The organism is Bradyrhizobium sp. SZCCHNRI3052 (genome assembly GCF_032484895.1).
Lineage (GTDB): Bacteria > Pseudomonadota > Alphaproteobacteria > Rhizobiales > Xanthobacteraceae > Bradyrhizobium.
In genome coordinates this window covers 352,860-378,703 of record NZ_JAUETW010000001.1, presented here as the reverse complement: position 1 = coordinate 378,703, position 25,844 = coordinate 352,860, and the positions used below count along the sequence as shown (strand labels likewise).

Sequence of the window (25,844 nt, the reverse complement as noted above, 5' to 3'; positions counted from 1 at the left end):
CGCAAGCGCGCCGGACTCAGACCGTCCCGCTCCGTGCACGTTCTGCGCGCTGCTCGAACGGGCTCGCCATGCTGGGCTGTCCGATCCAGACGCGGTTGAGCAGCCGCGTGAACGGCGGACACGTCGTCCCCTCGATACGCGCCATTGCCTCCTGATAGGGGCCGACGGTACGCAATCTCTCCGGCAGCATCGCATAGGCGCGCGGCAGAAACCGCCTGGCGCGCGCCGCGCTGCGGCGTTCGCGCTCGCCATAGGGCAGCGCGAACGCAAGCCGCAGCCGCTCCGGCAGCATCTCGGCCGTCAACGCCGTGAACCAGCGCGGCGGTCCGATAAGGGTCGCCTCGCCGGAGAAGATACGCTGCGCGATCTCGCGCGCCGCCGGGCCGACCGTGAGCGTCTCCGACGCCATCATCTCGGCCGTATAGGCCTTGAACGACGCCCAGTCCGGCGGCATGGCCTCGTGTGGAATTCCGAACAGGCCCGCGAACCGCGTCGCCTCGCGCCAATATTGCTCGCGCTCGGCATCGTCGAGCGGGCGGCACAGCAGGCCGTAGGACATCATCGCAGTCTCGACCAGCGTGGCATGGACCCAGCGCAGCGCGTCGACGTCATTGGCGCGATAGCGCGAGCCGGCCGTAAACGGTCCAACCGTCTCCGGCATCACGCCGTCGACCGCGGCGTGCCGCCGATACAGCCGCCGCGCCACAGCGACCGCCTGCGCGCGCGTGCCGAACACCATGGTGTAGACGATGCTGAAGGTGCGGTGGAAACGGCCGAGCGGATCGGCGAACACCTTGGACTGCTCGGCAATGCCCGCCGCCACCCAGGGATGGGCGAGCTGCAACAGCAGCGCGCGGCCGGCGCCGAGAAACAGCGCGGCCTCGCGATGCACGCGCCACATCACGCTGTCGGACGGCAGCACGGCATCGCCCGGCGTGGCCGGCGCGGACAGCACCTCGGCCAAGCACCGTTCGAAATCGGCATCGCTGACGATCACGGCCGCTGCGGGATCTCCAGCCCGCGCTGTACCGCCGGTCGCGCCAGCCCGCGTTCGAGCCAGGCCGGCACGTGCTTCAGCTCATCAAAGGCGACGATGTCGCGCGCGCCGTAGAACCCGATCAGGTTGCGCACCCAGCCAAGCGTCGCGATGTCGGCAATCGTGTAGTCGGCGTCCATGATCCACTGCCGGCCATCGAGCCGCGCCTCGAGCACGCCGAGCAGCCGCCTGCTCTCCGCGACATAGCGCTGCAACGGCCGCTTGTCCTCGTACTCGCGGCCGGCGAATTTGTGGAAGAAGCCGAGCTGCCCGAACATGGGACCGATGCCGCCCATCTGGAAATGCACCCACTGGATCGTCTGCCAGCGCCGCGCCGGATCGTTCGGCAGGAATTTTCCGGTCTTCTCGGCAAGGTACTGCAGGATCGCGCCGGATTCGAACAGGCCGAGCGGCTGGCCGCCGGGACCGTCGGGATCGATGATCGCGGGAATCTTGCCGTTCGGATTGAGCGAGAGGAATTCAGGGGTCTTCTGGTCGTCCTTGCCGAAATCGATCGTGTGCGGCTCGTAGGCCAGGCCGGTCTCCTCCAGCATGATCGAGACCTTCACGCCGTTCGGGGTCGGCAGTGAATAGAGCTGGATGCGGTCGGGATGCTGCGCCGGCCAGCGCGTGGTGATCGGAAAGCTGGAGAGATCGGACATCGTGGCTCTGGCTCGCTTTGTCGCTGAGGCCTCAATCTAAGCCCGTGAGCCGCCGCTGCAAGGTTCGATGCGGAACCGCATGCGGCCGACGGTCTTATGTTGCTGCATCGTGCAGAAAGCCAGCATGCCGAGCCCGACCTACCAGTTGATCATGCAGGCGATGATCACGCGCCAGCCGGTGCTGTGCCTGTATGGCGGCTTCGCCCGCGCGATCTGCCCGATCATCCTCGGCCACACCGCCGGCCGCGAGCGCGTGCTCGCGTTCCAGTTCGCGGGCGGCGCGAGCAGCGGCCTGCCGCCGGGCGGCCAATGGAAGTGCTTCGATGTCGCTGACATCAGCGAGGTCGAGCTGCGCCAGGGGCGCTGGCATTCCGGGGGCAGCCATCGCCAGCCGCAACACTGCGTCGCCGACGTCGAGCTCGACGTCAATCCGGACAGCCCCTACGACCCGAAACGATCGATTACGCCGCAGCGCGGTGAGATTCGGCGGAAGCGCTGACGCTACTGCGGCTCGCGCAGGCGCACGCGCAGCAGCGCCGGCAGTTTCGAGGTGGCATCGTGCTGCGCGAGCTTCGCCGCGACCCGGCGCATCAGCGACGACGCGCCCTGCTTGGCAAACAGCTTCATGCCGCGATAGCTGAAATCCACCACCACCTCGTGATGGCGCATGCCCTTGCCGCCCTTGACCAGGCCAAGGTCGCGCACCAGGCAATAATGCCCGTCGCTCATACGTGCCAATCGGGTGTTCTCGAACATGCAGCGAAGCAATGCACCGAGTCGCAAATCCGTCAAGATTGACAGGAACGACTCATGAACCGAGCACGTCTGCGACCGGCCGCCGCGGCGCGAACGGCAGCGTAGGACCATAGCCGAAACGCAACATGAGATCCGGCCGCCGTGTCGTTCCGATCACGCGCGCCAGTTCGGGACGCAGCGCAGCCACCTCTACCGGCTGGTTGATGAAGGCAAGCTTGAGGCCTAGGCGCGTCGCTTCGAGCGCAAAGCGCTGGCACGCCTGCCCGACCCTGATCCAGTGCGAGGGATCGGCGTTCTCGGCTGCGAACACGGCAAGACCGGCAGATGAGCCGATCTGGCGCGCATATTTGTCGTTCTCTGCCGCCGCATCGAAGAGGTGGTCGAACGCGATGCCGCCGAGCGCGGTCGGCAACGACGGATTGCCGCTCGCGGGTGCAAACAGGCCGTCACCCGTTGCCATCGCGCTGCGCGGATTGAAGCGCAGCCAGGACTTCAGCTCGCGCATGAACGCGACGTCGCGCATCTGGGCGTCGTTGCCGGCGACGACGAGGTCGCGGATGGCCGCAATCACGGTACGATCCGTAATGAGTATGAGATCGACGCCTCGCGTGGCTGCTGCCACCTGCAACGCCGCAAGATCGCCTGACGGCACGGCGCGTCCGTCGTAGTCGGCACGTGTCGACTGTCTGCGGACGATCGCAGGCAATAGCGGATCGTCATGCGGCTCGGCGTTCATAAAGCTGTAGCGCACCGTCTGCCCGTCGATGGCAACCTCGCCTCTTCGGCCGCTTGCAGCCGCCGCGATCGCGAGATTGGCGGCCGCGCAGCCCAGGCTGACGAACAGATGATGGTCGTCCGGATCGACCACCGGCGTGCGGCGTGACGGATCGGGCATGATCTCGATCGCATCCTGCGTCACGCGAAAGCGCCATGGCTGCGTGTTGTGACTGTTGGCTGCGAGTGTCGCGTAACGGATGACATCGGTGATCTCGGGCGACAGCGGTGCGCGCAACCGGGCGATATAGTCGTCATACGCGCGCATCGTGCCGGTCGCGGCGCGCCAGGTGCCGGCGCCGAGCGCGGCCACCGCAAGCGCGCTGCCGCCTCCTATCAGGACCTGCCGTCGGTTCATAACTCTGCGCCCGCAATTCTCGCCGCGACCTCGATATCCTCACGATAAGCATGTTCCGCATCGGCGCGTTGTTGCAGATCAAGGCCGCGGCAGCCGGCAAGAACATCGACTCCATGCTGTTGACAGCACCAACAAAGCGGCGTATGTCCCGCGGCCTCGCGAGCGACTGCGCCCGCGACAAACATGAGCGAGACGATGTCCTTCGGCTACGAACACTTCATCCGCACGTCCAACGGCGTCATGCCGGTGGATGGCGCACGCCATGCTCGGGGGAGCGATCTTGCTTGAGGCAAGATCAACAGTCCGCATCACACGGACCCTCCCGAGCCAGCCGCTCCGGAGGGTTTTTTGTTGCCCTCGGGCGAACCGGCTGCACGGCGAAACCAACGGAAGTCCCGGCTGTCAGCCGGAACGGGAGACCCGGATCCCGGGGCTCGCGCAGGTGATGCGCGTGCCCGAGCGCGCGGGGCCTGTCGGAGGGAACGAGGCGGCAACGCCGGACACCGATGGCAGAGCGAGCTTCGAGGAGCTCGCAACATGCGGCGCCGAAGAGCGCCGCAGACAAGCTATTTGAATTCCCGGCCGCTTGCGGCCGGGAGCTGCTGGTGGTGAAGGTGTCGGCTCCTTCGTGCCATTGGTGATGCGGGTTCGAATCCCGCCTATGGCGTCACGTACCGTGGAGGCGGCCATGCGAGGGCCGTCGAGTCGCGGGTTGCGGTTGTTCTTCTTTCGGATGACCTGCGTTGGCGTCATTGATCGCCGAGACCGCCTGTTCCCCAGCATGCCATCAACGCCACTCGGTGACCGCCGGGCGGCCAAGGCGGTGGTGAAGATGTCTGTTACTTCGTTGAAACCGAGCGCCCCATTGGGGCAGCGACAGCATCGCTTATTCCCCGCCGAACGTATCCACGAGCCGTGGTGAAGACGACTGTTACTTCGCCTTGCACGCCAGAGGTCGCGGGTTCGACTCCCGCCCGGTGTCCTGCCGGTAGCTCAGAGGTCAGAGCGCTGTCCGGTCTCTCAGCGACCGGGTCTCAGTCGTCGCCTGTTCCCGGCTCGTGATCCATCTCAACCGCTGACCCTCATCGAACAGGCGGTCACGTCGTTACGGCGCAGCTACCTGCTGCGCCGCCTTCTTCCACGCGCCGTGGTGAAGAGTGCTGATACTTCGATTGCGGATCGAGAGGTCGTGGGTTCGACTCCCATCCGGCGTTCCATGCGCCGGTAGCTCAGCGGCAGAGCGCTATCCGCTCCATGCCAGTGGAGCGGAACTCAGCATTCGCCCGTTCCCGGCGCGCGGTCCCCTGCCGCGCATGGTCTCCGAGACGAGATCATGCGTGACGGCCGGTGCTCCGGCCATTCCATCCATCATCAACCCAGAGAGGAGGCCATCATGGTCAGGCTCAACAAGTTCCTGCGCGCCTTCACCCATGAGGGTGCGCCGTCCCGGCAGCTCGCGCCCGAGCAGGCGCTGCAGCGCACGCTGATGAGCTGCCTGCTGTGGGAGGACCAGTTCTACGAGGACGGGATCGCGATCGCCGAGCGCATCAAGGCGCTGGTGCCGCTGGTCGAGCCGCGCGAGGTGGCTCAGCTCGCGGTCCGTGCACGCGAGGAGATGAAGCTGCGGCATGCGCCGCTGCTCGTCGCCCGCGAGATGGCGCGGCTGCCGACGCACCGTGCGCTGGTCGCCGAGACGCTGTCGCGCATCATCCAGCGGCCGGACGAGATGACCGAGCTGCTGGCGATCTACTGGGCGGATTCTCTGGGTCCGCAGCAGCAGCGCAAGCGGCAGCCGGTCTCGGCGCAGGTCAAGAAGGGGCTGGCGAAGGCGTTCGCCAAGTTCGACGCCTATCAGCTCGCGAAGTATGACCGCGAGGTACCGGTGCGGCTTCGCGACGTGCTGTTCCTGGTGCACGCCAAGCCCAGGGATGCCGCCCAGGAGGCGGTGTGGAAGCAGCTCGCCGATGGCGGGCTGCCGTCGCCCGACACCTGGGAGGTCGCGCTCTCGGCCGGTGCGGACAAGCGCGCGAGCTTCGAGCGGCTGCTCTCGGAGAAGCGGCTCGGAGCGCTGGCGTTGCTGCGCAACCTGCGCCTGATGCAACAGGCCGGGGTGTCGCGGTCGATTATCGCGGCCGCGATCGAGACGATGCGGACGGACAGGATCCTCCCGTATCGGTTCATCACGGCGGCCCGGCACGCGCCGGACTTCGAGCCCGAGCTCGAGGCCGCGATGCTCCGGTCGATCAAGGGCTACGCGCGGCTTCCGGGCCGCACGCGGCTGCTGATCGACGTCTCCGGCTCGATGTTCGCATCGCTGTCGGCGAAGTCGGAGATGACGCGCGCGGACGCGGCGTGCGGGCTGGCGATCCTGGCCCGCGAGGTCTGCGACGAGGTGGAGATCTTCACGTTCAGCGACAAGGTCGTGAAGGTGCCGCCGCGGCGTGGCTTTGCGCTGCGCGACGCGATCCTCGGATCGCAGCCGCATTCCGGGACCTATCTCGGGCGTGCGGTGGGCGAGGTCGACCGCAAGGGAGACCGCCTGATCGTCTTCACCGACGAGCAGAGTCACGATGCGGTGCCGGCGCCCAAGGCGCGCGGGACCATGGTCAACGTGGCGTCGTACCAGCACGGGGTCGGCTACGGACCCTGGACGCGGGTCGACGGCTTCTCCGAGGCCGTGATCGCCTGGATCGCGGCGCATGAGGAGACTCTGCGCGGCGCGACCCTGCACTGACGACAACGGACCCGGACGCGTCACGGACGCGCCCGGGTCTTCCGTTAATCAGGCACATTCGGCGCCGACTTGCGCTGCCTGCTTCAAGGCGTCTGCTTCAGCAGCGGCGCCACGGTTTCGATCTCGTCGGTCATGACGCCGCCGGTAAAGTTCTTGGGCAACCTGGCGATGTCGTCCGGTGTGTCCAGCCCGGCCGAGAAGGCCTCACCACTATAGGAGCCGACGACGAAGACGCTGCTTTCGGCGCGCGTCATGCGCGCGAGGAATCGGTCCGGCCAGCCCCACAGCCACGGCGCGACATTGATCGGGACCAGCACCATCATGTTGTGGCACGCGGACGGCACCAGGCCGGTCCAGCCATAACCGAGATAACGGACCAGGCAGCTCTTCAGCATGCCGCGCGACATGACCTTGAGATCCGGCAGAGACGCCCTGAGCGTCGCGATCGGCGCGTCGCCGCCATAGACCGTCAGTCGCGCCCGTCGCGCGCCAGGCAAGCGCGCCAGAGCATCCGCCAGCAGTCGGCCTTCCGCCGGATCATTGCTCTTGACGTTGATCAGGAAAGCCTTGTCCGGAAAGGCTGCGAGCACCTCGTCCAGCGACGGCATCAGGCCGACGCCCTTGCCGCGGAATGGAAAGGTGCGGCCGCCATCGGCGGTGTAGCCATAACCGATATCGAGCTGCCGTAACGCCGTCATCGCATGCTCGCGCGTGACGCCCTTGCCATCGGTGCGACAGTCGAGCGTCCAGTCATGGAACACCGCGAACTGGCCATCGGTGGTTGGGTGCACGTCGAATTCCACGATATCGGCGCCGGCCAGAAAGCTGGCGTGCATCGAGGCGATGGTGTTCTCGAGATACTCATGCGTCGGCGGCAGCATCCGCGCCGCGGTGCAGGTTTCGCTCGTCAGGCCGGTGCGATCGAACTGCTGTGACAAACCGCGATGAGCCAGGAGATGCAGCCGCCCAGCCTCCTTTGTCACCTGCAGATTGGCGTTGTTGAAGAACATGAAGCCGGCGCAGATCAGCACCAGCAGCCCGGCGATTTTCAGGACTCTGCTCATGCGATGTCAATTCCATGACGATTCGAGCCGAATTGCGTCCCTGCCCTCGTTCTGCGCAAGAGCCGTCTTGCGGAGATGGTGCACCTTTTGTCCAACGCTCCCAGAGCCGATGCGAAAGCGAATGCGAGAACGGCCACCGCCAAACTTTGGCTTCGAAGCACTGGATCGCTGTTCCTTCATCCGGTATCTGACCTCATGTTTCTGTCCATCGCCACCACCCATCAGCCTGCCACCGATCTCGGCTACCTGCTCAACAAGCATCCGGAGCGGCTGCACGAGCTCGAGCTCACCTTTGGCAAGGCGCTGATCTTCTATCCCGAGGCCAGCGAGAGCCGCTGCGAGGCGGCGCTGGTGCTCGACGTCGACCCGATCGGCCTCGTCCGCGGCAAAGGCCAGAGCGACGGGCTGCTCGACCAATATGTCAACGACAGGCCCTATGCCGCGTCGTCGTTCCTGTCGGTCGCGCTGAACAAGGCGTTCCGGACCGCGATGAACGGCGTCAGCAGCGCGCGCCAGGAGCTCGCCGACAGCGCCATTGCACTCGAAGCGGTTGTGACACCCCTGCCCCTGCGCGGCGGCGAAGCCGTGCTGCGGCATTTGTTCGAGCCGCTCGGCTGGCAGGTCGATCTCACCGCGATCCCGGGACCGCAAGGCGATCCGTCGAGCCGCTACGTCCGGCTCACCTTGCGCGGCACCGCGCGGCTCAGCGCGCTCCTCAATCATCTCTACGTGCTGATCCCCGTCATGGACGACGCCAAGCATTATTGGGTCGGCGACGAGGAGATCGACAAGCTGCTCAAACGCGGCGAAGGCTGGCTCGACGCCCACCCCGCCAAGGAGCTGATCGTGCGCCGCTATCTGCGCCATCGCGGCGTGCTCGCGCGCGCGGCGCTGGCCCGGCTCGCGCCGGAGACGCAGGACGAGGCCATCGAGCCCGAGGCGCGCAGCGAGTCAGAAGAGACACTGGAGGCGCCGACCCGCCTCAACGACCTGCGCATGGCCGCCGTGGTCGAGGCGTTGCGGGCGAGCGGCGCCAAAATTGTCGCCGACCTCGGGTGCGGCGAAGGCAGGCTGCTGCAGCTCCTGGTCCGCGAGCGCTGGGTCGACAGGCTGATCGGGCTCGATCCCGCCGTCCGCGAACTGGAGCGCGCGGCCAAGCGGCTGAAGCTGGGCGCGCCCGGCGCGCCGCCCGAGGGTCGCGTCATGCTGTTGCACGGTTCGCTCACCTATCGCGATGCGCGCTGGGCCGAGGCCGATGCGGCGGCACTGGTCGAGGTGATCGAGCACCTCGATCCCGACCGACTGCCGATGCTCGAGCGCGTGGTGTTCGGCGCAGCGCGGCCGCGCGCGGTGATCGTTACCACGCCGAACGCCGAATACAACGCACTGTTTCCGAGCCTGCCCGCCGGGCAGTTCCGCCACCGCGACCATCGCTTCGAATGGTCGCGCGCCGAGTTTGCCGACTGGGCGCAGCGGATCTGCGCAACCTTCAACTATCAGGCCGCCTTCTCCGGCATCGGCCATCACGACGAGAGCCATGGCGCGCCGACGCAAATGGCCGTCTTCACCCGCTGAGCAATTCCATGAACATCGACATCCCCGATTTCGCGCTGATCGTGCTGATCGGCTCGACCGGCTCCGGCAAGTCGACCTTTGCTGCGAAGCATTTCCTGCCGACCGAGGTGATCTCCTCGGATCATTGCCGCGCGCTCGTCGCCGACGACGAGACCGACCAGGGCGTCTCCGCCGACGCGTTCGACATCGTCCGCGAGATCGCCGGCAAGCGGCTGAAGCACCGCCGGCTCGCGGTGATCGACGCCACCAATGTGCGCCCCGCCGACCGCAAGGGCTGGGTCGAGCTGGCGCGAAAATGGCATGCGCTGCCGGTCGCGATCGTGTTCGATCCCGGCATCGACGTCTGCATCGACAGAAACAAGTCGCGGCCTGAGCGCAGCTTCGGCGGCCCGGTCGTGCAGCGCATGGTCTCGGAGGTCCGCCGTGGCTTCGGTGGCCTGCAGCGCGAAGGCTTTCGTCAGGTGTGGAAGCTCGACAGCGTCGCGCGCATCGAGGCCGCCACCATCGCGCGGCAGCCGCTGTGGACCGACAAGCGGCACGACACCGGGCCGTTCGACATCATCGGTGACGTCCATGGCTGCGCTGATGAGTTGCAGGCGCTGCTGGCGAAGCTCGGCTATCAGGTCAGATGGCGCGATGACGACGGCCGGCGCGCCGTCAGCGTCACGCCGCCCGCAGGCCGCAAGCTCGTGTTCGTCGGCGATCTCGTCGACCGCGGCCCGCAATCGCCGGACGTGCTGCGCATCGTCATGGGCATGGTCTCGGCAGGCACTGCCTATGCCGTGCAGGGCAACCATGACCGCAAGTTCGGACGCTGGCTCGCCGGTCGCAAGGTCACGATCGCGCACGGCCTGCAGGCCACGATCGACCAGCTCACCGGCGCGGATCGAAGCTTCCGGGACAGCCTGCCCGGCTTCCTCGACGGCCTGCGCAGCCATGTCTGGCTCGATGGCGGCCGGCTCGCGGTGGCGCATGCCGGGCTGAAGGAGGAGATGATCGGCCGCGGCTCCGGCGCGGTGCGCGAGTTCGCGCTGTATGGCGAAACCACCGGCGAGATCGACGAGTTCGGCCTTCCCGTGCGCGCCGACTGGGCCGCGAACTATCGCGGACCGACCACCGTGGTCTACGGTCACACGCCCGTGCTCAATGCCGAATGGGTCAACAACACGCTGTGCATCGACACCGGTTGCGTGTTCGGCGGCCGGCTGACGGCGCTGCGCTGGCCGGAGCGTGAGCTCGTCGAGGTCGAGGCTGAGCGCGTCTGGTGCGAGCCGGTGCGTCCGCTCGCGCCTCGCGCCGGCAGCGCCTCCGCGCAGGCCGAGGCGGATCAGCTGCTCGATATCGATGACGTGAGCGGCCGCCGATGGATCGACACCAGGCTGCGCGGCCGCATGGTCGTGGCTGAGGAGAACGCGGCCGCTGCGCTGGAGGTGATGAGCCGTTTCGCGCTCGCGCCGCAATGGCTGGTCTATCTGCCACCGACCATGTCGCCATCGGAGACCAGCGCGCGCGACGGCTGGCTGGAGCGCCCCGAGGAAGCGTTCGCGCATTTCCGCGCCCGCGGCGTCGAGCAGGTGGTGTGCGAGGAGAAGCACATGGGCTCGCGCGCCGTCATCGCGCTGTGCAGGAGCGCCGATATCGCCGGGGCCCGCTTCGGCGTCGCGGGCGGCGAGAGCGGCGCGATCTGGACCCGCACCGGCCGCGCGTTCTTCGACGATCCCGCAATGAGCGAGGCGCTGCTGGCACGGCTGCGCGATGCTGTCGACAGCGCCGGCCTCTGGCAGGAGCTGCAATCCGGCTGGCTGCTGCTCGACGCCGAGATCATGCCGTGGTCGGCGAAGGCTGGCAGCCTGATCGAGAGTCAGTACGCGCCGGTCGCGGCGTCATCGGTTGCAGGGCTCGAAGCGGCGGCAGACGCGTTGGCGCGCGCCGCCGCGCGCGGTCTTGATGTCGCGGCACTCGGCGATCACCTCCGCGATCGGGTGACGCGGGCGCGGCGATATGGCGAGGCATGGGCACCCTATGTCTGGCCGGTCCGCGGCATCGACGATCTCAAGGTCGCGCCGTTTCACCTGCTCGCCAGCGAGGGCCAGGTCTGGTTCGATCAGGACCATGTCTGGCACATGACGCTCGCCGATCGGCTGGCCGCCGCGTCAGCATCCGTGGTCACCCGCACGCAGTGGCGCACCGTGGCTCTGGCTGACGAAACGGCCATCGCCAACGCCATCGCATGGTGGGAGCAACTCACGGCCGGCGGCGGCGAAGGCATGGTGGTGAAGCCCAAGAACTTCGTCGCGCGCGGACCGAAGGGTCTGATCCAGCCGGCGCTGAAAGTGCGCGGCCCAGAATATTTGCGCATCATCTACGGCCCGGAATATGATGCGCCGGAGCACATCGCCCGGCTGCGCCAGCGCAAGCTCGACGGCAAGCGCAACCTCGCTTTGCGCGAGTTCGCGCTCGGCCATGAGGCGCTGACCCGCTTCGTCGCCCGCGAGCCGCTGCGCCGCGTGCACGAATGCGTGTTCGCGGTGCTGGCGCTGGAGAGCGAGCCGATCGATCCGCGGCTGTGAGCCGCTCAAGAACCAACAAGGCCGATCTTCTGCGATGTACAAGCCGATCTTGCGTGATTGGATATGGGCCGACGGACGCGGACCAGAGCTGCGACGAGGGCACTTTTTTGGCCATGGATTGAACTTGATCGCCCTCGATTATCTGAACCCGGACTGGGCTGCCGAAGACGATATGCGACACTTGATTCTTCACAAGGCTCAAGTGCACCAAGTCACGCCAGAGGAAGTCCATGACTATTCCCGCGAAATAGTCAGTTGGGGGCCCGCGATCGATCAAGCCGCCGTGGTGGACCTGGGAAAGTCGGACTGGCTGCTGAGCTTCGCCCAGCGGCATCTGGCCCGCTGCCGACATTTTCGCATCATGTTCTATGACGAATATGTCGACGTCATCTGCGAGAGTATCACAGCCGCCCATGGTGCCTACGCTCCGGGTTGCGGCACCCAGTGACGGGCGCTCTCAAGCCAAAACGTGACTTTGAGCAACCGAGTTGCGGAAGGAAGCCATGGGGTCGTTCATCACCAACCTGCACATTCGTGACGTCGCACCTCACGCGGTCATCGAGGCGCTCAAGTCTCTCCGCGTCGTTCCGGCCTATGTGCGTGGCTCGCCCGCCGATGCCTGGACCAGCATTTTCCCCCAAGCCGCGTTTCAAGATGAAGCGGGCCTGCGCGATGACCTCACCCTGGTCCGCACTGTCCATGCCAGACAGCTTCGAGTTCCCCATCCAGCGACGCACCAGACCAGCCCCACGCGGCCATGGACTCCCCCTTCGGCTTGATCCTGCGCAACGAACGGACGCACGACACACGCCACCGTGCCTACACCGCTCCCCAAGGAGGCTTGAATGAGGACGTCCGTGCAACTCGCCATCGTCATCGCCGCCACCGTGGCCATGCCCGCTTTCGCTCAGGGAACCGGGCCGGTGGCAACGCAATGCGCCGCTGACATCCAGAGCTTCTGCTCCGGCAAGCAGCACGGCGCAGGCCAGGTTCGCGCCTGCCTCGAGAGCAACCGCGAGAAAGTCTCGGCGGATTGCCGCCAGGCCCTCGACACTACGGGACCCGGCCGAGGCAAAGGCCCAAGACGCTGAGTATGCGCATCGGCTGGCCTGGCCCCGTTCCGGGTGCAAGCCAGCCGGCAACTTTCACAGCGATCGGGCCAGGCCCGGGCAAGATTGTCTGCGCCGAGACGATGCGATCTTCGGCGCCAAACGCAGAAGGTCGGCACCCGCCTGATCCCATGGTGACAATGAATCAGTCCGCGGCCGTGGCCGCGACCTCAGGGCAGCGCACCGCCGGCGGGAAAAGGCGCGCGGCGAAACACTCGTTTCAACAGCCCCTGCAATGCGATCGCGGTTCGCACGCCTGGTCCACGAAAATTTCGCTTTTGTTTTTCCGAATTCTGTGAAATACTCCGCCCGTCCCGCCTCGCCATGAGGGGCGCTTCGCGATCGTCACGAACGTGGAGGCGGGATGCGATGGGCGCAGCTCTGCCGCAGCATGGCCTTGCCGTGCGGACGAACGGCAGGATGCGCCGGCGAAATCGTGTGGTCCTGGCCTCCCGATGCTGAGGTCAAGCCGGCTGAGATGATGATCGGCCGGCGACGGGGGCAACAAAGCCCGGTCCCCGAGGAGAGCACGTATAAGCCGGAAAACCGTTGCGCAGGGAAGGCCGGGATCGTCCGGCTGAGCCTGTGGTTCCTGCCCCGTGCACTTCTTCACGCACGGGGGCCGCGGGTATCAGCGGATACCCGGCCTTCCCTGCGCCCTCTGTTCAAAGAGGGACACCGTACGATCATCACCCGGGCGCGCAACGCGCCGCGGGATCGCGATGACATGCTGTTTGACATTCATATCAGAACGCCACGCGCATGACCCCTGCACGTGAGCGTCACTTGCCGTCGTCGAGATGGACCAGCACCGCCGCGTTGGCGATGATGATGGCGTCGCTGTCGGCCTCGGCCGCAATCTCCAGCCCGCCTTTGACCGCGGTCACGGTCACCGTGCCATAGGGCAGCTCCTTGGCCACTGCAGCGGTGTCGACAGCCTCCGGGTTCGGCACGCCGATGGTGACGTCCACGAACATGTCCTGCGGCGTCTTGCCGACCATGCGGAAGAAGCCGAGGCTGGAATGGCGGATCGCGTCCGACACCGCGCGCTTGGCCGCCTTGGTGGCGTCGCGGCCGTGGACGTCGACGCCCATGCCCATCTCGGTGATACAGCGGACGCGCGCCATGTCGTGTTTCCCTCGGTTGCTTGCCTCGTACGCCATGCGACCTTAGCCAACGGCGCGGCCGACGCAAGCCGGGTGGACATCAAGCGCCCCCGCCACAGAAAATGGTCATCTGATGCCGACATATATCGTGCAAGATGATGCGCTGGACGAACCTGAGAACAAGGTCTTCGAATGATGTTCCTCCCCGTCTTTCCCGTGATGGCGATCCATCGGCCGGATCCGGCTGGCATGGCTGACCACGAGGAACATTGAAGGAGAACGCCAATGGGTTTTTCACACACGCTGGGCGGCGCGCGCTACCGGTTCGACGACCTCAGAACCTTGCTTGCGAAGGCAACGCCGTTGCGCTCGGGCGACGTGCTGGCGGGCCTCGCCGCGGAGGATGCCGCCGAACGCGTGGCGGCACGGATGGCGCTCGCCGAGCTGCCGCTGCGCCATTTCCTCAACGAGGCCGTCATCCCCTACGAGACCGACGAGGTCACGCGGCTGATCGTCGACCAGCATGACGGCAAGGCGTTCGCTCCCGTCGCAAGCCTCACGGTCGGCGACTTCCGCGAATGGCTGCTGTCGGATGCGGCCGACGCAGATGCACTCAGCGGCGTGTCGCCAGGGCTGACGCCGGAGATGGTTGCTGCGGTCTGCAAGATCATGCGGCTGCAGGACCTGGTGACGGTCGCGGCGAAATGCGAGGTCGTGACGCGCTTCCGCTGCACCATCGGCCTGCCGGGCCGGATGTCGACACGGCTGCAGCCCAACCACCCGCTCGACGATCCCAAGGGCGTCGCGGCCTCGATCCTCGACGGGCTGATGTACGGCGTCGGCGACGCGACGATCGGCATCAACCCGGCGAGCGACGACGTCGAGACGATGGTGCGGCTGCTCGACTTGATCGAGACCTTGCGGCTTGCCTCGCATGCACCGATCCAGTCCTGCGTGCTGGCCCATGTCACGACGGCGCTGAAGGCGATCGAGCGCCGCGCGCCGGTCGATCTCGTGTTCCAGTCGCTGGCCGGCAGCGAGGAGGCCAATCGCGGCTTCGGCATCACGCTGTCGCTGCTCGACGAGGCGCTCGCCGCGGCCGAAGGCCTGCAGCGCTGCCCCGTCGGGGGCAACGTGATGTATTTCGAGACCGGACAGGGCAGCGAGCTCTCCTCCGGCGGCCATTGCGGCGTCGACCAGCAGACCTTGGAAGCACGCTGCTACGCGGTCGCGCGGCGCTATCGGCCGCTGCTCGTGAACACCGTGGTCGGATTCATCGGTCCGGAATATCTCTACGACGGAAAGCAGATCATACGCGCGGGCCTGGAGGATCATTTCTGCGGCAAGCTGCTGGGGCTGCCGATGGGCTGCGACGTCTGCTACACCAACCACGCCGAAGCCGACCAGGACGACATGGATGCGCTGCTGACCCTGCTTGGCGTCGCCGGCTGCACCTACATCATGGGTGTGCCGGGCGCTGACGACATCATGCTGAACTATCAAAGCACCTCGTTCCATGACGCGCTCTATGTGCGCAAGGTGCTCGGCAAGCGCGCGGCGCCGGAGTTCGAGACCTGGCTCGCGGCCACCGGCCTCAGCGATGCCAAAGGCGAGCTGCGCTTCGAGCCGGCGCGGCTGATGCCGGCGCTGCCGCTGCTGGAGGCCAAGTGATGGGCGGCTCCGACAAGAGCGACTCGCCGGCAACGTCGTCATCGGACGATTGGCGCTGGCTGTCACGCTATACCGAAGCGCGGATCGCGTTGGGACGCTGCGGTCCTGGCCTGCCGACATCGGCACATCTCGCCTTCCAGGCTGCCCACGCCGAAGCGCGCGATGCCGTGCTGAAGCCGTTCGACGCCGAGCGCTTTGCCGCCGAGGCGACCGCGCATGGCTGGCCGGCCCTTGCCGTGCACAGCCGCGCTGCCGATCGCGCGACCTATCTGCAGCGTCCCGATGCAGGGCGCCTGCTGTCGCCGGCGTCGGAAGCGCTGTTGTCCGAGCCGCGCGCGCCGGCAGACATCGTGCTGGTGGTGGCTGATGGCCTGAGCAGCCGCGCGGTCCAGGTCAACGCCCTGCCCGTGCTCGACATGTTGATGCCGCGCCTGGCTGCAACCGGCAGACGGCTGTCGCCGGTGATCGTTGCTTCGCAGGGCCGCGTCGGGCTCGCCGATCATGTTGGCGAGCTGTTCGGCGCGTCGGCCTCGATCATCTTGATCGGCGAGCGCCCGGGCCTGAGCGCGGCCGATTCCCTTGGCCTCTATCTCACCTGGATGCCGCGCCGGGGCCGCGTCGATGCCGAACGCAACTGCATCTCCAACGTCCGCCAGGGCGGCCTCGCACCGGCGGATGCGGCGAGCCAGGCGGCCGAACTGATCCAGCGCATGTTCCTCCACCAGGCCGCCGGCGTCAGCCTCGCCCGGCTGCCGCAGCTGCCGGCGCCGGATGGAGATGGCGCGTCATGATGCCGGCGCAGTCCGAAACATCACACCGCGCAATAGCGGTCCTGGATATCCTTGTCGGCCAGCAGCGCCGCGGCGCTGCTCTCATGCACGACCTCGCCCTGGTCGATGATGACGGCGCGATCGGCGAGCCGCAGCGCCCATTCGACGTTCTGCTCGACCAACAGCAGCGTCTTGCCCTGGTCGCGCAATCGCCGGAACAGCACGCCCATCTCTTCGACGAGCACCGGCATGATGCCTTCGGACGGCTCGTCGAGCAGAACCATGCGCGGCCGCGCGATCAAGGCCCGCGCGATCGCCAGCATCTGCTGCTCGCCACCCGACAGCGTGACGCCCTCCTGATCCAGCCGCTCGTTCAATCGTGGAAAGGTCTCCGCAACCTCGGCGAACGCCGCGCGCTCCTCGATATCGGCGCTGGCGGCGACCAGCCCAAGCCGCAGGTTCTCGCGCACCGACAGGCCCGGCACGATGCGGCGCTCCTCCGGAACATAAGCGAGCCCGAGATGAAAGCGCTTGTGGGCCGCAAGCGGCAGCAGATCATGGCCGGCAAAGCGCACGCGCCCCGCGGCCCGGGGCATCAGCCCCATGACGGTGCGCAATGTCGTGGTCTTGCCGGCGCCGTTGCGGCCGACGAGCGCGACCACCTCGCCCTCGCTCACGCGCAGCGAGATGCCGTGCAGGACGTGGCTGGCGCCATACCAGGCCTGGAGGCCGTCGAGCTCGAGCAACGCGGTCTCAGCCATAGCCTTCACTCTGTCCCAGATAGACCCGGCGCACGTCGGGGTTGGATCGGATGTCCTCAGGACGACCGTCGGCGAGCAGCCGGCCGTGATGCAGCACCAGCACCCGCTGGCTCAGGCCGAGCACCATCTTCATCTTGTGCTCGACCAGCAGCACCGTGCGCTTCTCCGCCAGCCGCTCCAGCAGCGCCACCATCTCCTTGGTCTCTTCCGGCCCCATGCCCGCGGTCGGCTCATCGAGCAGCAGAAGCTCCGGTTCGGAGACCAGCGCAATGGCGATCTCCAGCGCGCGCTGCTGGCCGTGGGCGAGATACTTCGCGAGCTCGCCACACCTGCCGATCAGGCCGACCGCCATCAGGGCCGCATCGGCGCGTTCGCGGAGTTCGGCAAGATCGGCGCGCTTGCGCCAGATGTCGTAGCTTACCCGCATGGCCTGGGCGGCGACCCGGACATTCTCGTGCACCGACAAATCGGGAAAGATGTTGGTGATCTGGTACGAGCGCGAGATGCCCTGATGCACGAAGCGATGCTGTGGCAGGCCGTTCAGCTCGCGGCCCTTGAACCGCAGGGTGCCGCTGCTCGGCGACAGCGTGCCGGAGAGAATGTTGAAGAAGGTGCTCTTGCCTGCCCCGTTCGGGCCGATGATCGAGGTCAGCTCACCGGCCGCGAACGCGACTGAGATGCCTTCGAGCGCGACGAAGCCGCCGAAGCGACGGCCGATCCCATCCGCGCGCAATAACTCGGTGCTCATCGGCGTTGCCTCGCGATCGGCAGCACATCGAGGAACGTGCCCCAGATGCCCTTGGGCAGGAACAGCACGAACACGACGAAGATGGCGCCGACCACGATCTGCCAGTGCGGCGTCCACAATGACACGACGTCCTCTAGGATCAGGAAGACCGCGGCCCCGACGAACGGCCCGAAGAAGCTGCGTGCGCCACCGAGCAGCACCATCATCACGATCATGCCGGAGGTCTGATAGTGCAGGATGTCGAGCGGAACGATGGACAAATGCAGGGCCGACATGCAGCCGCCGACGGCGGAGATGGCGCCCGACAGCATGAGCACGATCAGCTTGCAGCGCTCGACGTCGTAGCCGCAGGCCCGCGCGCGCTGCTCGTTCTCGCGGATCGCCTCGATGACCGCGCCGAATGGCGAGTTGAGGATGCGCGACTGCACCCAGATCGCGATCGCCGCGAGCACCATCAGCACGTAATATTTGTTCACCGGATCGAGGAAGTTGATCTGCGCGCCGAACAGACCGATGTGGTCGACCGTGAAGCCGCGCAGCCCGTTCTCGCCGCCGGTGAAGGAGGAGGCCTGCAGCGCCACGTAGTAGACGAGTTGCGCCAGCGCGAGCGTGACCATGGAGAAATAGATGCCGCGGGTGCGCGTCGAGATCGTTCCGATGAATGCGGCGAGCGCCATGCTCGCCGCGATCGCCAGCGGCACCGCGGCAAACCACGGCAGGCCCCAGCGGCCGATGGCGATGCCGGTCAGATACGCGCCGGTGCCGAAGAAGGCGGCGTGGCCGAACGACAGCAGCCCGGTGTAGCCGAACAGCAGATTGTAGCCCATCACCACGACGCCGTAGATCAGGACGTTCACGGCGAGCGCCTTCGACGGCAGCAGCCAGGGCAGCAGCGCCAGCGCGACCAGCGAGACCAGCACGCGGTGGTCCGCGAGAAGCGCGAAGAGGCGCTGCGCCTGAGGAAGCGGCGGTGCTTCGCCGGTCGAATGCACCGTCATCACGCTCTCCCCTTGAGGCCGAACAGACCCTGTGGCCGGATCAGCAGGACCGCGGCCATGAGCGCGAACATCACGATCGTCGCCATCTCGGGCGCAAACAGCGCGACCATGCTGATGCAGATGCCGACCATCAGCCCCGCGACCACGGCGCCGACGATCGAGCCGAGGCCGCCGATCACGGTGACGACGAAGGCCTCCGCCAGCACCAGCGTTCCCATCTCGGGATTGACGCTGCGCATGGGTCCCGCCAGCACCCCGCCGAGCGCGGCAAGGCCGACGCCCAGGCCGAAGATCGCGAGCCACGCCTTGCCGATGTCGACCCCGAGCACCCGCATGATCAGGGGATCACGGGCGCCGGCCCGCACGATCAGGCCGACCCGGGTCTTCTCCAGCATCAGCCAGAGCACCAGCAGCACGACGGCGACCAGCGCGATCACGAACAGACGATATTTGGGGAAGAAGCCGACGCCGAGATCGACGACGCCGATCAATTGGGACGGTGTCGGAAACGGAATACCGTCGCTGCCGAACACGATGCGCACCCCCTCGACCAGGATGTAGCTGAGACCGAAGGTGAGCAGCAATGGATCATCGATCGACCGGCCATACAGGCGCCGGACCAGGACGAGTTCGATCAGCATGCCGAACGCGCCGACCAGAATTGGGGCGAGCAGCAAGCCCCACCAGAAGCTGCCGGTCAGCGATGCCAGATACAGACCGGCATAGGCCCCGATCATGAACAGCGCCCCATGGGCGAAATTGACCACGCCGAGCATGCCGAACACGATGGTCAGGCCGAGCGCAGTGATGACCAGCACCGCCCCAAGGGCGATGCCGGAAAACAGCTGCATGATGATCAGCGAGAGGTCCATGCGATCAGGATCAGGTGGCGTGGCCGAGTTCGCCGCAGCTGCGCAGCATCTCGTCCGCCCCGGGATCGCTGGCCACGATCGCGAACAGGTCGTTCTCGCTCGCCATCGCCGACTTCTTCTTGGATTCCAGCACAAGCACCGACTGCACCGACTGGTGGTCGCATTTGCGGTAATGCTGCGGGCCCTTGGTCAGATCGTATTGCAGCCCCTCCAGCACCGCGATGACCTTGTCGGTGTCGGTGCCACCGGCGGCCTGCATCGCCTGCAGCAGCGAGCCGACGCCGGAGTAGCCATAGGCGCCGTAGTCGGTCGGGATCGCGCCGCCATTGGCGGCCCGGAACGCCTTGTTGAACTCGGCCGCGGTCTTGTTCTGTGTCTCAAGACCCCAATAATAGTTGGCGCCGCCGACGACGCCCTCGAACACGTCGGGCCCGACGGCGAGGCGCTGATTGTGTAGGATCACCGGCACCACGATCTTCATCTGCTGCTTGATGCCGAAATCCACCGCCTGCTTGATCGCGTTGGCCTGGTCGCGGCCGAAATTGCTGATGCACAGCACGTCCGGCCGCAGCGACATCAGCCGCGGCATGAAGGTCGAATAGTCGGCCGCACCGAACGGATGCAGGATCTCGCCGACGCTCTCGGCACCGATCGCCGTCTGCGCCCGCTTGAAGCCGCGCAGCATCTCATGGCCATAGGCATAGTCGGCCACGAGGTGGGCGACCTTCATGCCCTTCTTGATGGTCTGCCGCGCCACGGCGGCCGTGGTCATGTGCGGGTTCAGCGCCTCGTGGAAGGTGTATTTGCTGAAATCCTTGACCTCGTTGATGGTGTCGGACTGGCTGATCGACACGTAGATCACGCCGCGAGCGCGCGTCACCTCGTTGACGGCAAGCTGGACGGCGCTGGAGAGCGCGCCGACGATAGCGTGCACCTTGTCCTTCTCGATCAGCTCGAGCGTCCGCGTCGCCGCCTCGCCGGCGTTGAGCTTGTCGTCGCGCACAAGCAGTTCGACCTTGCGGCCGGCGACGCCGCCTTTGTCGTTGACCAGCTTGACGGCGAGTTCGGCGCACTTGACCTGGTCACGCGCCTCGGCGGCGAACGGACCGGTCAGCGGCGTCGGAAAGCCGATGCGGATGGTGTCATCGGCGGCACGCCCCAGGCGCGGCATCGCGAGCGTGGCGACACCTGCCGACATCCCCATCAGCGCCGTGCGGCGGGATATTCCTGCGCGTCGCAACTTCGTCTCGTAGACTTGCATGATGTCCTCCCTCACCTTGTTTTCTTAGTATCGATTGAGCGTCTTGAGCACGCGCGCTGGCGTGATCGGAATGGTGTTGATGGAGGCGCCGAAGGGCATCAGCGCATCATTGACCGCATTCAGCACACAGGCCGACGCGGCCGCGGTGCCGGCCTCGCCGCAGCCCTTTGCGCCGAGAATGGTGTCCGCCGTCGGCGTCTCGACGTGATCGATGGTAATGTCTGGCATCTCCATCGCCATCGGCACCAGATAGTCGGCCAGCGATCCGTTGAGCAATTGGCCGGTCTCACTGTAACGGCATTCCTCGAACAGCGCAGCGCCAAGACCCTGTACGACACCGCCGCGCAACTGCTCGTCGACCAGCATCGGATTGATGATGCGGCCGCAATCCTCGACGACATAGTGCTTCAGCAGCTTGATGAAGCCGGTTTCGACATCGACTTCAAGGTAGCTGCCCTGGATGCCATTAGTGAAGGCAAAGGGGTAGCCCTGCGGCGCGAAATGATGGCTGACCGTCAGTTGCGCCTGAGTGCCCGGTGGCAAGGTGTCGGACCGGAAATAGGCGATGCGCGCGATCTCAGCGACCGGCAGACGCGGCTGCCCCGTCGCGACACTGACGATCTGGCCATCGATGACGTCGAGCGCAGCAGGCTGCTCCTGCAGCACCAGCGCGGCGATCTCCAGAATGTTCGCCTTGAGCTTTCGCGCGGCCTGCAGCGCCGTCTCGCCGCCGATGCCTGCACCGCGGCAGGCCCAGGTCGCACCACCATGCGGCGTGACCTCGGTATCGCCGGTGATGATCTTGACACGCTCCTGGGCGAGACCAAGCTGGTCGGCGACGATCTGGCTGATGATCGCCTCGGTGCCCTGGCCCTGCTCGGTCACGGAGATCGCACAGCGCACCTCGCCCGACGGCGTCAGGCTGACGGTCGCGCCATCCTGCGAGGAAATGCGCGCGCCGCCGACGCCGTAGAACGCAGGGCTCGGGTTGGTGATCTCGACGAAGGTCGCAATGCCGATGCCGCGATAGATGCCGCGCCGACGCAGCTCGGCCTGCTCGGCGCGGAGCGCGTCATAGTCCATGATCCCGCGCAGCCGCCGCAGGCAGACTTCGTGCGACAGCGCCTCGAACCTGTAGCCGGTCGGCGATGCCGTCGGATAGGCGCTGTCGACAATCACGTTCCTGGCGCGCATCGCGAATGGATCGAGCCCGACGCGGGCAGCAGCGAGATCCACCATGCGCTCGGTGACCGCGCAGGCGATGGGATGTCCAACCGCGCGATACTGGCTGGTCTGCACCTTGTTCTGGAACACGACCTCGAGCGCGGCGCGGTAGGATTTGAAATCATACGGCGCACCGATCAGGCGGATGACCTGATTGCCTTCGACGACGCTGGTGCGCGGATAGGTCGAGAACGCGCCGATCGCCGTGGCATCGTGGACGTCCATGGCAAGGATCTTGCCGTCGGCGTCGACGGCCATGCGCGCGCGGACGTGGTGATCGCGGGCATGAATATCCGACACGAAGGACTCGATGCGATCGGCGACGTATTTGACCGGGCGCCCGAGCAGGATCGACAGCCCGACAACCGCCATGTCCTCGTGGTAGACATGCAGCTTCATGCCGAACGACCCGCCGATATCGGGCGCGATCACGCGCACGCTGGCTTCCGGGATGCCGTAGTGGCGAGCGTACAGATCCTGGAACTGGTAGGGCGTCTGCGTGGCGTGGTGCACCGTCAGCGCGCCGCTCTCGGAATCATAGTCCGCGACGATGGCCCGCGGCTCGAGCGTGACCGGGGTATGACGGCCGAAGCTGAATTCTTCCTCGATCACATGCGCGGCCGACGCGAAGGCCTCATCGACGCGGCCGCTGTCGAGCTGCGTGCGGAAACAGATGTTGGACGCCGCAACCGGATTGACCAGCGGCATCCCCGGCCGACGCGCGGCGTCGAGATCGACCACCGCCGGCAGCTCCTCGTAGTCGACCGAGATCAGCTCCAGCGCATCCTCCGCGATCGCCCTGCTCTCGGCGACCACGGCAATCACGGCCTGCCCAGCCCAGACGACGCGATCCAATGGCAACGGCAGCTGCGGCTCGGACATCATGCCCTTGAAATGATCGAGCGTCCCGGTCCACGGTGTGCAGATCTTCGCCAGATCGGCGCCGGTCGCAACCAGATGCACGCCCGCAAGCGCCCGCGCCGCATCGACCTCGATGCCGGTGATCCGTGCATGAGCATACGGGGTGCGCAGGAAGGCGGCATACAGCATGCGCGGCAGGCGAATGTCGGTCACATAGCGCCCGCGTCCGGCGAGCAGCCGCTTCGCATTCGGTCGCGGCACGGAGCGGCCGATATAGGAATTCGGGCGGTCCAGCGACGTCAGCGGCGGGCTCATGGCGACGAGCCCTCCGCGCCCTGCGATGCCGTTGCTGCCCGTGCCGCGGCGACCGCGGCGATGGCGTCGACGATCGCTTCATATCCGGTGCAGCGGCAGAAATTGCCCGAGAGCGCGTCGCGAATGGTCTCGCGACTCGGCCGTGCCACGTGGGTCAGCAGCTCATGAGCGGTGATCAGCATGCCCGGCGTGCAGAACCCGCATTGCAGCGCATTGCGCCGATGAAACTCGGCTTGCAGGTCGGCGATCACGCCGCTCTCCGAGAGCCCCTCGATCGTATCGATCCGCGCGCCATCGGCCTGCACGGCGAACATCAGGCAGCCATGCACGGCAGCGCCGTCGAGCTGAACCAGGCAGGCGCCGCAGGCCCCCATCTCGCAACCGGCATGCGTGCCGGTCAGCTCGAGCTGCTGGCGAAGACAATCCACCAGCGTGTCGCGAGGCGCGACGTCACACGCCACCTTGCGGCCGTTGACGATGAGGCGAATGCGGACCTGCTCCTCGGTCTCGATGTCGACCGGCGGGCTCATGCGGCTTCTCCGATCCGTCCCAGCAGCCGGCCGAGCAGAACGCGCGCCAGATGCAGACGCATCGCCGCCGGAACATCGTCGCTGTCAGCGGGCGCGAGATCGGCGTCGAGCGCAGCCTGCGCCGCCGCAATCCGTGCAGCATCGATCCGGTTGCCGGTGAGCGCTGTCTCCGCATGCCTCGCACGGGTCGGGACGTCGCCGACCGAAAAGAATGAAATGCCTATGCGCTCGATCAGATCGCCCTGGCAGGTCGCGAGCAGGCCGCAACCGACCAGTGCATAGTCGCCGCGCCGGCGGGCCAGCTCATCGAACGCAATGCGCTGGCCGGCTTGGAAGAGAGGAACATGAACCGCGACGAGGATCTCGCCGGGCGCGATCGCCGTCTCGAAAAGATCGATGAAGAAGTCATCGGCTTTGACGCGGCGCCGGCCGGACGCGCCGGCAATCTCAATCTCGGCGTCGAGCGCCAGCACCATCGCCGGAAACTCGGAGGCTGGGTCGGCCAGCGCGACACTGCCGCCAAAGGTCCCGCGATTGCGGATGGCAGGATGCGCAACGAACGGCGCTGCGGCGCGCAACAGCGGCGCAAACTCAGCGATCAGCGGATCGGTCAGCATCTCGCAGTGCCGGGTCAAGGCGCCGATCCGCAACCATTCGCCGTCCCGCGTGATGCCGCGCAGCTCTGCAATGTGGTTGATATCGATCAGAATTCGCGGGGCCTGAAGACGCAACGCCAGCGCCGGAACCAGGCTCTGACCACCAGCAATGAAGCGCACATCGTCGCCCGCGCCCGCATGAGCTTCGAGCGCCTCGCCGATCGTGTGTGCACGAAAATAGCTGAAAGCCCTCGCTTTCATCCGTTTCCTCACCGCCAGGGCTCGCCAGCCCGGATTCCCAAATTTGTGACCATCTGGTCTCAAAAGAGTTGCACGCAGCGGCACCGCGGTCAACCAGAAACGAACGATTGGTCACAAATCAGCTTTCGGCTATCAAGCAGGCTGTCGCCGCAATCGATAGAGACCATGGCTAGGACCCCGAAGACAGCGAGCGCTGAGACAACAGGCCGAGTTGATGGACGCCCGCGCAGGTCCGAGAACCGTCCTCAGGCGAGGCGCCGCAACATGCGCGCAGCCGACCGCGAGCGCGTGATCGTGGATGAAGCGATCCGCTTTTTCGCCGAGCGCGGCTTCGAAGGCCAGACGCGAGAGCTCGCCAAGCGCATGGGCATCGCGCATTCGGTGATCTACCGGCACTTCCCCAGCAAGGAAGCCCTGATCGAGCGCGTCTATCAGGAGGTCTATCTCAGCCGCTGGTCGCAGGACTGGGGCCCGCTGGTCCGCGATCGCAGCCTTCCACTCAAGGCGCGACTGACCGGCTTCTATCTCGACTACGTGGCACGCGTGTTCGAATACAACTGGGTGCGGATCTTCGTGTTCTCCGGCATGAAGTCGTTCGGCATCACCGGCCGCTATCTCGACCTCGTCCGGCACGAGATCATCGAGCCTGCCGCGATCGAGCTGCGGCATGAACTGCAGCTGCCAGACGCCGCCACCTGCCCTCTCGGCAGCCGCGAGACGGAGATGTTCTGGGGACTGCACGGACGCATCTTCTATCTCGCGATCCGAAAGTTCATCTACGAGACACCGGTTCCATCAGATCTCGAGCAGACCGTGCGTGATGCGATCGACCTCTTCATGGACGGCGCCAAGCTGGCGCTCCCTCGGCTCCTGCGCGACGATCAGGCCGGACCAGCACGATGATCCGGCCCGTCGTCGATGACCGTCACGCCGTCCGGCCGCGCCCGCCCTTGATCTTCGCGGCGACGAGATAGGACAGCGGCATCGCGACGACGAATCCGACCAGCGCCGCCAACGGCAGGTCCTTCATTGGACTCGCAACCAGCCCCTGCACCGTCAACAATGCCGTCACCGCGCTGCCTGCAAGCACGGTGCCCAGCATGACCCAGATGAGAATTGCGACCTTGAACATCTGTCTTTCTCCGTCAGTAGGAAAGCTTCCGATCCCTTGACGCGAGAATGCTCTGCCTGCGGCTTCGAGCCGGCATTGATTTGGAACAACCGGACTCAGC

The 25,844-nt window shown here is 66.3% G+C and carries 25 protein-coding genes and 1 tRNA gene; 11 read left to right on the top strand and 15 right to left on the bottom strand.

Features of this window, described 5'->3' with window-relative positions; translation table 11 throughout:
* Window positions 1-16 precede the first annotated feature (16 nt).
* Together QW887_RS01740 and QW887_RS01735 are read right to left on the bottom strand one after the other, a co-directional pair.
* Window positions 17-997, bottom strand: coding sequence for an oxygenase MpaB family protein (locus QW887_RS01740; protein ID WP_315712506.1), 981 nt, complete (start codon window positions 995-997; stop codon window positions 17-19).
* On the bottom strand, window positions 994-1,698 hold the full coding sequence (locus tag QW887_RS01735) for a glutathione S-transferase family protein (protein ID WP_315749889.1): 705 nt from the start codon (window positions 1,696-1,698) through the stop codon (window positions 994-996). Before QW887_RS01735 ends, QW887_RS01740 begins: the two co-directional genes overlap by 4 nt.
* A 124-nt stretch (window positions 1,699-1,822) precedes the next feature.
* Here QW887_RS01735 and QW887_RS01730 point away from each other — a divergent pair, with 124 nt between their 5' ends.
* Complete coding sequence (locus QW887_RS01730; protein ID WP_316170380.1) at window positions 1,823-2,197, top strand: hypothetical protein; 375 nt, start codon at window positions 1,823-1,825, stop codon at window positions 2,195-2,197.
* 2 nt (window positions 2,198-2,199) lie between these two features.
* Here the strand turns inward: QW887_RS01730 and QW887_RS01725 are convergent, their stop codons facing one another.
* Window positions 2,200-2,427, bottom strand: coding sequence for a hypothetical protein (locus QW887_RS01725; protein ID WP_316164666.1), 228 nt, complete (start codon window positions 2,425-2,427; stop codon window positions 2,200-2,202).
* 79 nt (window positions 2,428-2,506) lie between these two features.
* Window positions 2,507-3,586: an Acg family FMN-binding oxidoreductase gene (locus QW887_RS01720; protein ID WP_316194105.1), complete on the bottom strand. Its 1,080-nt coding sequence runs from the start codon at window positions 3,584-3,586 to the stop codon at window positions 2,507-2,509.
* A 1,142-nt stretch (window positions 3,587-4,728) separates the two neighbouring features.
* Here QW887_RS01720 and QW887_RS01715 point away from each other — a divergent pair.
* Together QW887_RS01715 and QW887_RS01710 are read left to right on the top strand one after the other, a co-directional pair.
* Window positions 4,729-4,803, top strand: a tRNA-OTHER gene (locus tag QW887_RS01715).
* A 176-nt stretch (window positions 4,804-4,979) separates the two neighbouring features.
* Complete coding sequence (locus tag QW887_RS01710; RefSeq protein WP_316194104.1) at window positions 4,980-6,320, top strand: TROVE domain-containing protein; 1,341 nt, start codon at window positions 4,980-4,982, stop codon at window positions 6,318-6,320.
* Window positions 6,321-6,403: 83 nt separating this feature from the next.
* Here the strand turns inward: QW887_RS01710 and QW887_RS01705 are convergent, their stop codons facing one another.
* Window positions 6,404-7,384: a glycerophosphodiester phosphodiesterase family protein gene (locus QW887_RS01705; protein ID WP_316194103.1), complete on the bottom strand. Its 981-nt coding sequence runs from the start codon at window positions 7,382-7,384 to the stop codon at window positions 6,404-6,406.
* Between the two features lie 195 nt (window positions 7,385-7,579).
* Here QW887_RS01705 and QW887_RS01700 point away from each other — a divergent pair, with 195 nt between their 5' ends.
* The 5 genes from QW887_RS01700 (at window position 7,580) to QW887_RS01680 (ending at window position 12,620) form a co-directional block, all read left to right on the top strand.
* A complete protein-coding gene (locus QW887_RS01700) occupies window positions 7,580-8,959 on the top strand; it encodes a 3' terminal RNA ribose 2'-O-methyltransferase Hen1 (RefSeq protein ID WP_316194102.1) in 1,380 nt (459 codons plus the stop codon).
* A gap of 8 nt (window positions 8,960-8,967) precedes the next feature.
* Window positions 8,968-11,529, top strand: a complete 2,562-nt coding sequence (locus QW887_RS01695; protein WP_316194101.1) for a polynucleotide kinase-phosphatase — start codon at window positions 8,968-8,970, stop codon at window positions 11,527-11,529.
* 34 nt (window positions 11,530-11,563) lie between these two features.
* Complete coding sequence (locus QW887_RS01690) at window positions 11,564-11,977, top strand: hypothetical protein (protein WP_316194100.1); 414 nt, start codon at window positions 11,564-11,566, stop codon at window positions 11,975-11,977.
* A 55-nt stretch (window positions 11,978-12,032) separates the two neighbouring features.
* Window positions 12,033-12,308 (top strand): hypothetical protein, encoded by a 276-nt coding sequence (locus QW887_RS01685; protein WP_315749876.1) that lies wholly within the window; start codon window positions 12,033-12,035, stop codon window positions 12,306-12,308.
* Window positions 12,309-12,374: 66 nt separating this feature from the next.
* Complete coding sequence (locus QW887_RS01680; RefSeq protein WP_315749875.1) at window positions 12,375-12,620, top strand: cysteine rich repeat-containing protein; 246 nt, start codon at window positions 12,375-12,377, stop codon at window positions 12,618-12,620.
* A gap of 800 nt (window positions 12,621-13,420) precedes the next feature.
* Here QW887_RS01680 and QW887_RS01675 read toward each other — a convergent pair.
* Entirely contained in the window at window positions 13,421-13,765 is a 345-nt protein-coding gene (locus QW887_RS01675) for a Lin0512 family protein (RefSeq protein WP_316194099.1), read from the bottom strand.
* 264 nt (window positions 13,766-14,029) lie between these two features.
* Between QW887_RS01675 and QW887_RS01670 the strand changes: the two genes are divergently transcribed.
* Entirely contained in the window at window positions 14,030-15,415 is a 1,386-nt protein-coding gene (locus QW887_RS01670; RefSeq protein ID WP_315749873.1) for an ethanolamine ammonia-lyase subunit EutB, read from the top strand.
* Complete coding sequence (gene eutC, locus QW887_RS01665; RefSeq protein ID WP_315749872.1) at window positions 15,415-16,206, top strand: ethanolamine ammonia-lyase subunit EutC; 792 nt, start codon at window positions 15,415-15,417, stop codon at window positions 16,204-16,206. Before QW887_RS01670 ends, eutC begins: the two co-directional genes overlap by 1 nt.
* Window positions 16,207-16,226: 20 nt before the next feature.
* On the opposite strand, the gene QW887_RS01660 is transcribed toward eutC, so the two are convergent.
* From QW887_RS01660 to QW887_RS01625, 8 genes are read right to left on the bottom strand one after another with little or no spacing between them, the layout of a single operon-like run.
* Window positions 16,227-16,946 carry an ABC transporter ATP-binding protein gene (locus QW887_RS01660; protein WP_315712527.1) on the bottom strand — a complete coding sequence of 240 codons (720 nt, stop codon included), beginning with the start codon at window positions 16,944-16,946 and terminating at the stop codon, window positions 16,227-16,229.
* Window positions 16,939-17,694 (bottom strand): ABC transporter ATP-binding protein, encoded by a 756-nt coding sequence (locus QW887_RS01655; RefSeq protein ID WP_315749871.1) that lies wholly within the window; start codon window positions 17,692-17,694, stop codon window positions 16,939-16,941. The genes QW887_RS01660 and QW887_RS01655 overlap by 8 nt, the downstream gene beginning before the upstream one ends.
* The gene (locus tag QW887_RS01650) at window positions 17,691-18,692 is read right to left on the bottom strand and encodes a branched-chain amino acid ABC transporter permease (RefSeq protein WP_316194098.1); all 1,002 of its coding nucleotides are present in this window, start codon (window positions 18,690-18,692) and stop codon (window positions 17,691-17,693) included. Before QW887_RS01650 ends, QW887_RS01655 begins: the two co-directional genes overlap by 4 nt.
* Window positions 18,692-19,564, bottom strand: coding sequence for a branched-chain amino acid ABC transporter permease (locus QW887_RS01645; RefSeq protein WP_316194097.1), 873 nt, complete (start codon window positions 19,562-19,564; stop codon window positions 18,692-18,694). The genes QW887_RS01650 and QW887_RS01645 overlap by 1 nt, the downstream gene beginning before the upstream one ends.
* Before the next feature lie 10 nt (window positions 19,565-19,574).
* Complete coding sequence (locus QW887_RS01640) at window positions 19,575-20,825, bottom strand: ABC transporter substrate-binding protein (protein WP_315712532.1); 1,251 nt, start codon at window positions 20,823-20,825, stop codon at window positions 19,575-19,577.
* 24 nt (window positions 20,826-20,849) lie between these two features.
* Window positions 20,850-23,225, bottom strand: coding sequence for a xanthine dehydrogenase family protein molybdopterin-binding subunit (locus tag QW887_RS01635; RefSeq protein WP_315749868.1), 2,376 nt, complete (start codon window positions 23,223-23,225; stop codon window positions 20,850-20,852).
* The gene (locus QW887_RS01630) at window positions 23,222-23,755 is read right to left on the bottom strand and encodes a (2Fe-2S)-binding protein (protein WP_316164653.1); all 534 of its coding nucleotides are present in this window, start codon (window positions 23,753-23,755) and stop codon (window positions 23,222-23,224) included. Before QW887_RS01630 ends, QW887_RS01635 begins: the two co-directional genes overlap by 4 nt.
* Window positions 23,752-24,612, bottom strand: a complete 861-nt coding sequence (locus tag QW887_RS01625) for a xanthine dehydrogenase family protein subunit M (RefSeq protein ID WP_315712652.1) — start codon at window positions 24,610-24,612, stop codon at window positions 23,752-23,754. Before QW887_RS01625 ends, QW887_RS01630 begins: the two co-directional genes overlap by 4 nt.
* A gap of 264 nt (window positions 24,613-24,876) precedes the next feature.
* On the opposite strand from QW887_RS01625, the gene QW887_RS01620 reads away from it, so the two are divergent.
* On the top strand, window positions 24,877-25,515 hold the full coding sequence (locus QW887_RS01620; protein ID WP_315712535.1) for a helix-turn-helix domain-containing protein: 639 nt from the start codon (window positions 24,877-24,879) through the stop codon (window positions 25,513-25,515).
* A gap of 22 nt (window positions 25,516-25,537) precedes the next feature.
* Here the strand turns inward: QW887_RS01620 and QW887_RS01615 are convergent, their stop codons facing one another.
* A complete protein-coding gene (locus QW887_RS01615) occupies window positions 25,538-25,744 on the bottom strand; it encodes a hypothetical protein (RefSeq protein WP_315712536.1) in 207 nt (68 codons plus the stop codon).
* Window positions 25,745-25,844: the final 100 nt, after the last annotated feature.

Excerpts from the sequence above, each read along its gene's own strand:
- QW887_RS01670 (WP_315749873.1), top strand. The coding sequence starts at position 14,030 with ATGGGTTTTTCACACACGCTGGGCGGCGCGCGCTACCGGTTCGACGAC.
- QW887_RS01710 (WP_316194104.1), top strand. The coding sequence starts at position 4,980 with ATGGTCAGGCTCAACAAGTTCCTGCGCGCCTTCACCCATGAGGGTGCG.
- QW887_RS01720 (WP_316194105.1), bottom strand. The coding sequence starts at position 3,586 with ATGAACCGACGGCAGGTCCTGATAGGAGGCGGCAGCGCGCTTGCGGTG.
- QW887_RS01630 (WP_316164653.1), bottom strand. The coding sequence starts at position 23,755 with ATGAGCCCGCCGGTCGACATCGAGACCGAGGAGCAGGTCCGCATTCGC.
- QW887_RS01655 (WP_315749871.1), bottom strand. The coding sequence starts at position 17,694 with ATGAGCACCGAGTTATTGCGCGCGGATGGGATCGGCCGTCGCTTCGGC.
- QW887_RS01725 (WP_316164666.1), bottom strand. The coding sequence starts at position 2,427 with ATGAGCGACGGGCATTATTGCCTGGTGCGCGACCTTGGCCTGGTCAAG.
- QW887_RS01695 (WP_316194101.1), top strand. The coding sequence starts at position 8,968 with ATGAACATCGACATCCCCGATTTCGCGCTGATCGTGCTGATCGGCTCG.
- QW887_RS01675 (WP_316194099.1), bottom strand. The coding sequence starts at position 13,765 with ATGGCGCGCGTCCGCTGTATCACCGAGATGGGCATGGGCGTCGACGTC.
- QW887_RS01690 (WP_316194100.1), top strand. The coding sequence starts at position 11,564 with ATGTACAAGCCGATCTTGCGTGATTGGATATGGGCCGACGGACGCGGA.
- QW887_RS01635 (WP_315749868.1), bottom strand. The coding sequence starts at position 23,225 with ATGAGCCCGCCGCTGACGTCGCTGGACCGCCCGAATTCCTATATCGGC.
- QW887_RS01680 (WP_315749875.1), top strand. The coding sequence starts at position 12,375 with ATGAGGACGTCCGTGCAACTCGCCATCGTCATCGCCGCCACCGTGGCC.
- QW887_RS01735 (WP_315749889.1), bottom strand. The coding sequence starts at position 1,698 with ATGTCCGATCTCTCCAGCTTTCCGATCACCACGCGCTGGCCGGCGCAG.
- QW887_RS01620 (WP_315712535.1), top strand. The coding sequence starts at position 24,877 with ATGCGCGCAGCCGACCGCGAGCGCGTGATCGTGGATGAAGCGATCCGC.
- eutC (WP_315749872.1), top strand. The coding sequence starts at position 15,415 with ATGGGCGGCTCCGACAAGAGCGACTCGCCGGCAACGTCGTCATCGGAC.
- QW887_RS01650 (WP_316194098.1), bottom strand. The coding sequence starts at position 18,692 with ATGACGGTGCATTCGACCGGCGAAGCACCGCCGCTTCCTCAGGCGCAG.
- QW887_RS01660 (WP_315712527.1), bottom strand. The coding sequence starts at position 16,946 with ATGGCTGAGACCGCGTTGCTCGAGCTCGACGGCCTCCAGGCCTGGTAT.
- QW887_RS01730 (WP_316170380.1), top strand. The coding sequence starts at position 1,823 with ATGCCGAGCCCGACCTACCAGTTGATCATGCAGGCGATGATCACGCGC.
- QW887_RS01705 (WP_316194103.1), bottom strand. The coding sequence starts at position 7,384 with ATGAGCAGAGTCCTGAAAATCGCCGGGCTGCTGGTGCTGATCTGCGCC.
- QW887_RS01615 (WP_315712536.1), bottom strand. The coding sequence starts at position 25,744 with ATGTTCAAGGTCGCAATTCTCATCTGGGTCATGCTGGGCACCGTGCTT.
- QW887_RS01625 (WP_315712652.1), bottom strand. The coding sequence starts at position 24,612 with ATGAAAGCGAGGGCTTTCAGCTATTTTCGTGCACACACGATCGGCGAG.
- QW887_RS01645 (WP_316194097.1), bottom strand. The coding sequence starts at position 19,564 with ATGGACCTCTCGCTGATCATCATGCAGCTGTTTTCCGGCATCGCCCTT.
- QW887_RS01685 (WP_315749876.1), top strand. The coding sequence starts at position 12,033 with ATGGGGTCGTTCATCACCAACCTGCACATTCGTGACGTCGCACCTCAC.
- QW887_RS01640 (WP_315712532.1), bottom strand. The coding sequence starts at position 20,825 with ATGCAAGTCTACGAGACGAAGTTGCGACGCGCAGGAATATCCCGCCGC.
- QW887_RS01700 (WP_316194102.1), top strand. The coding sequence starts at position 7,580 with ATGTTTCTGTCCATCGCCACCACCCATCAGCCTGCCACCGATCTCGGC.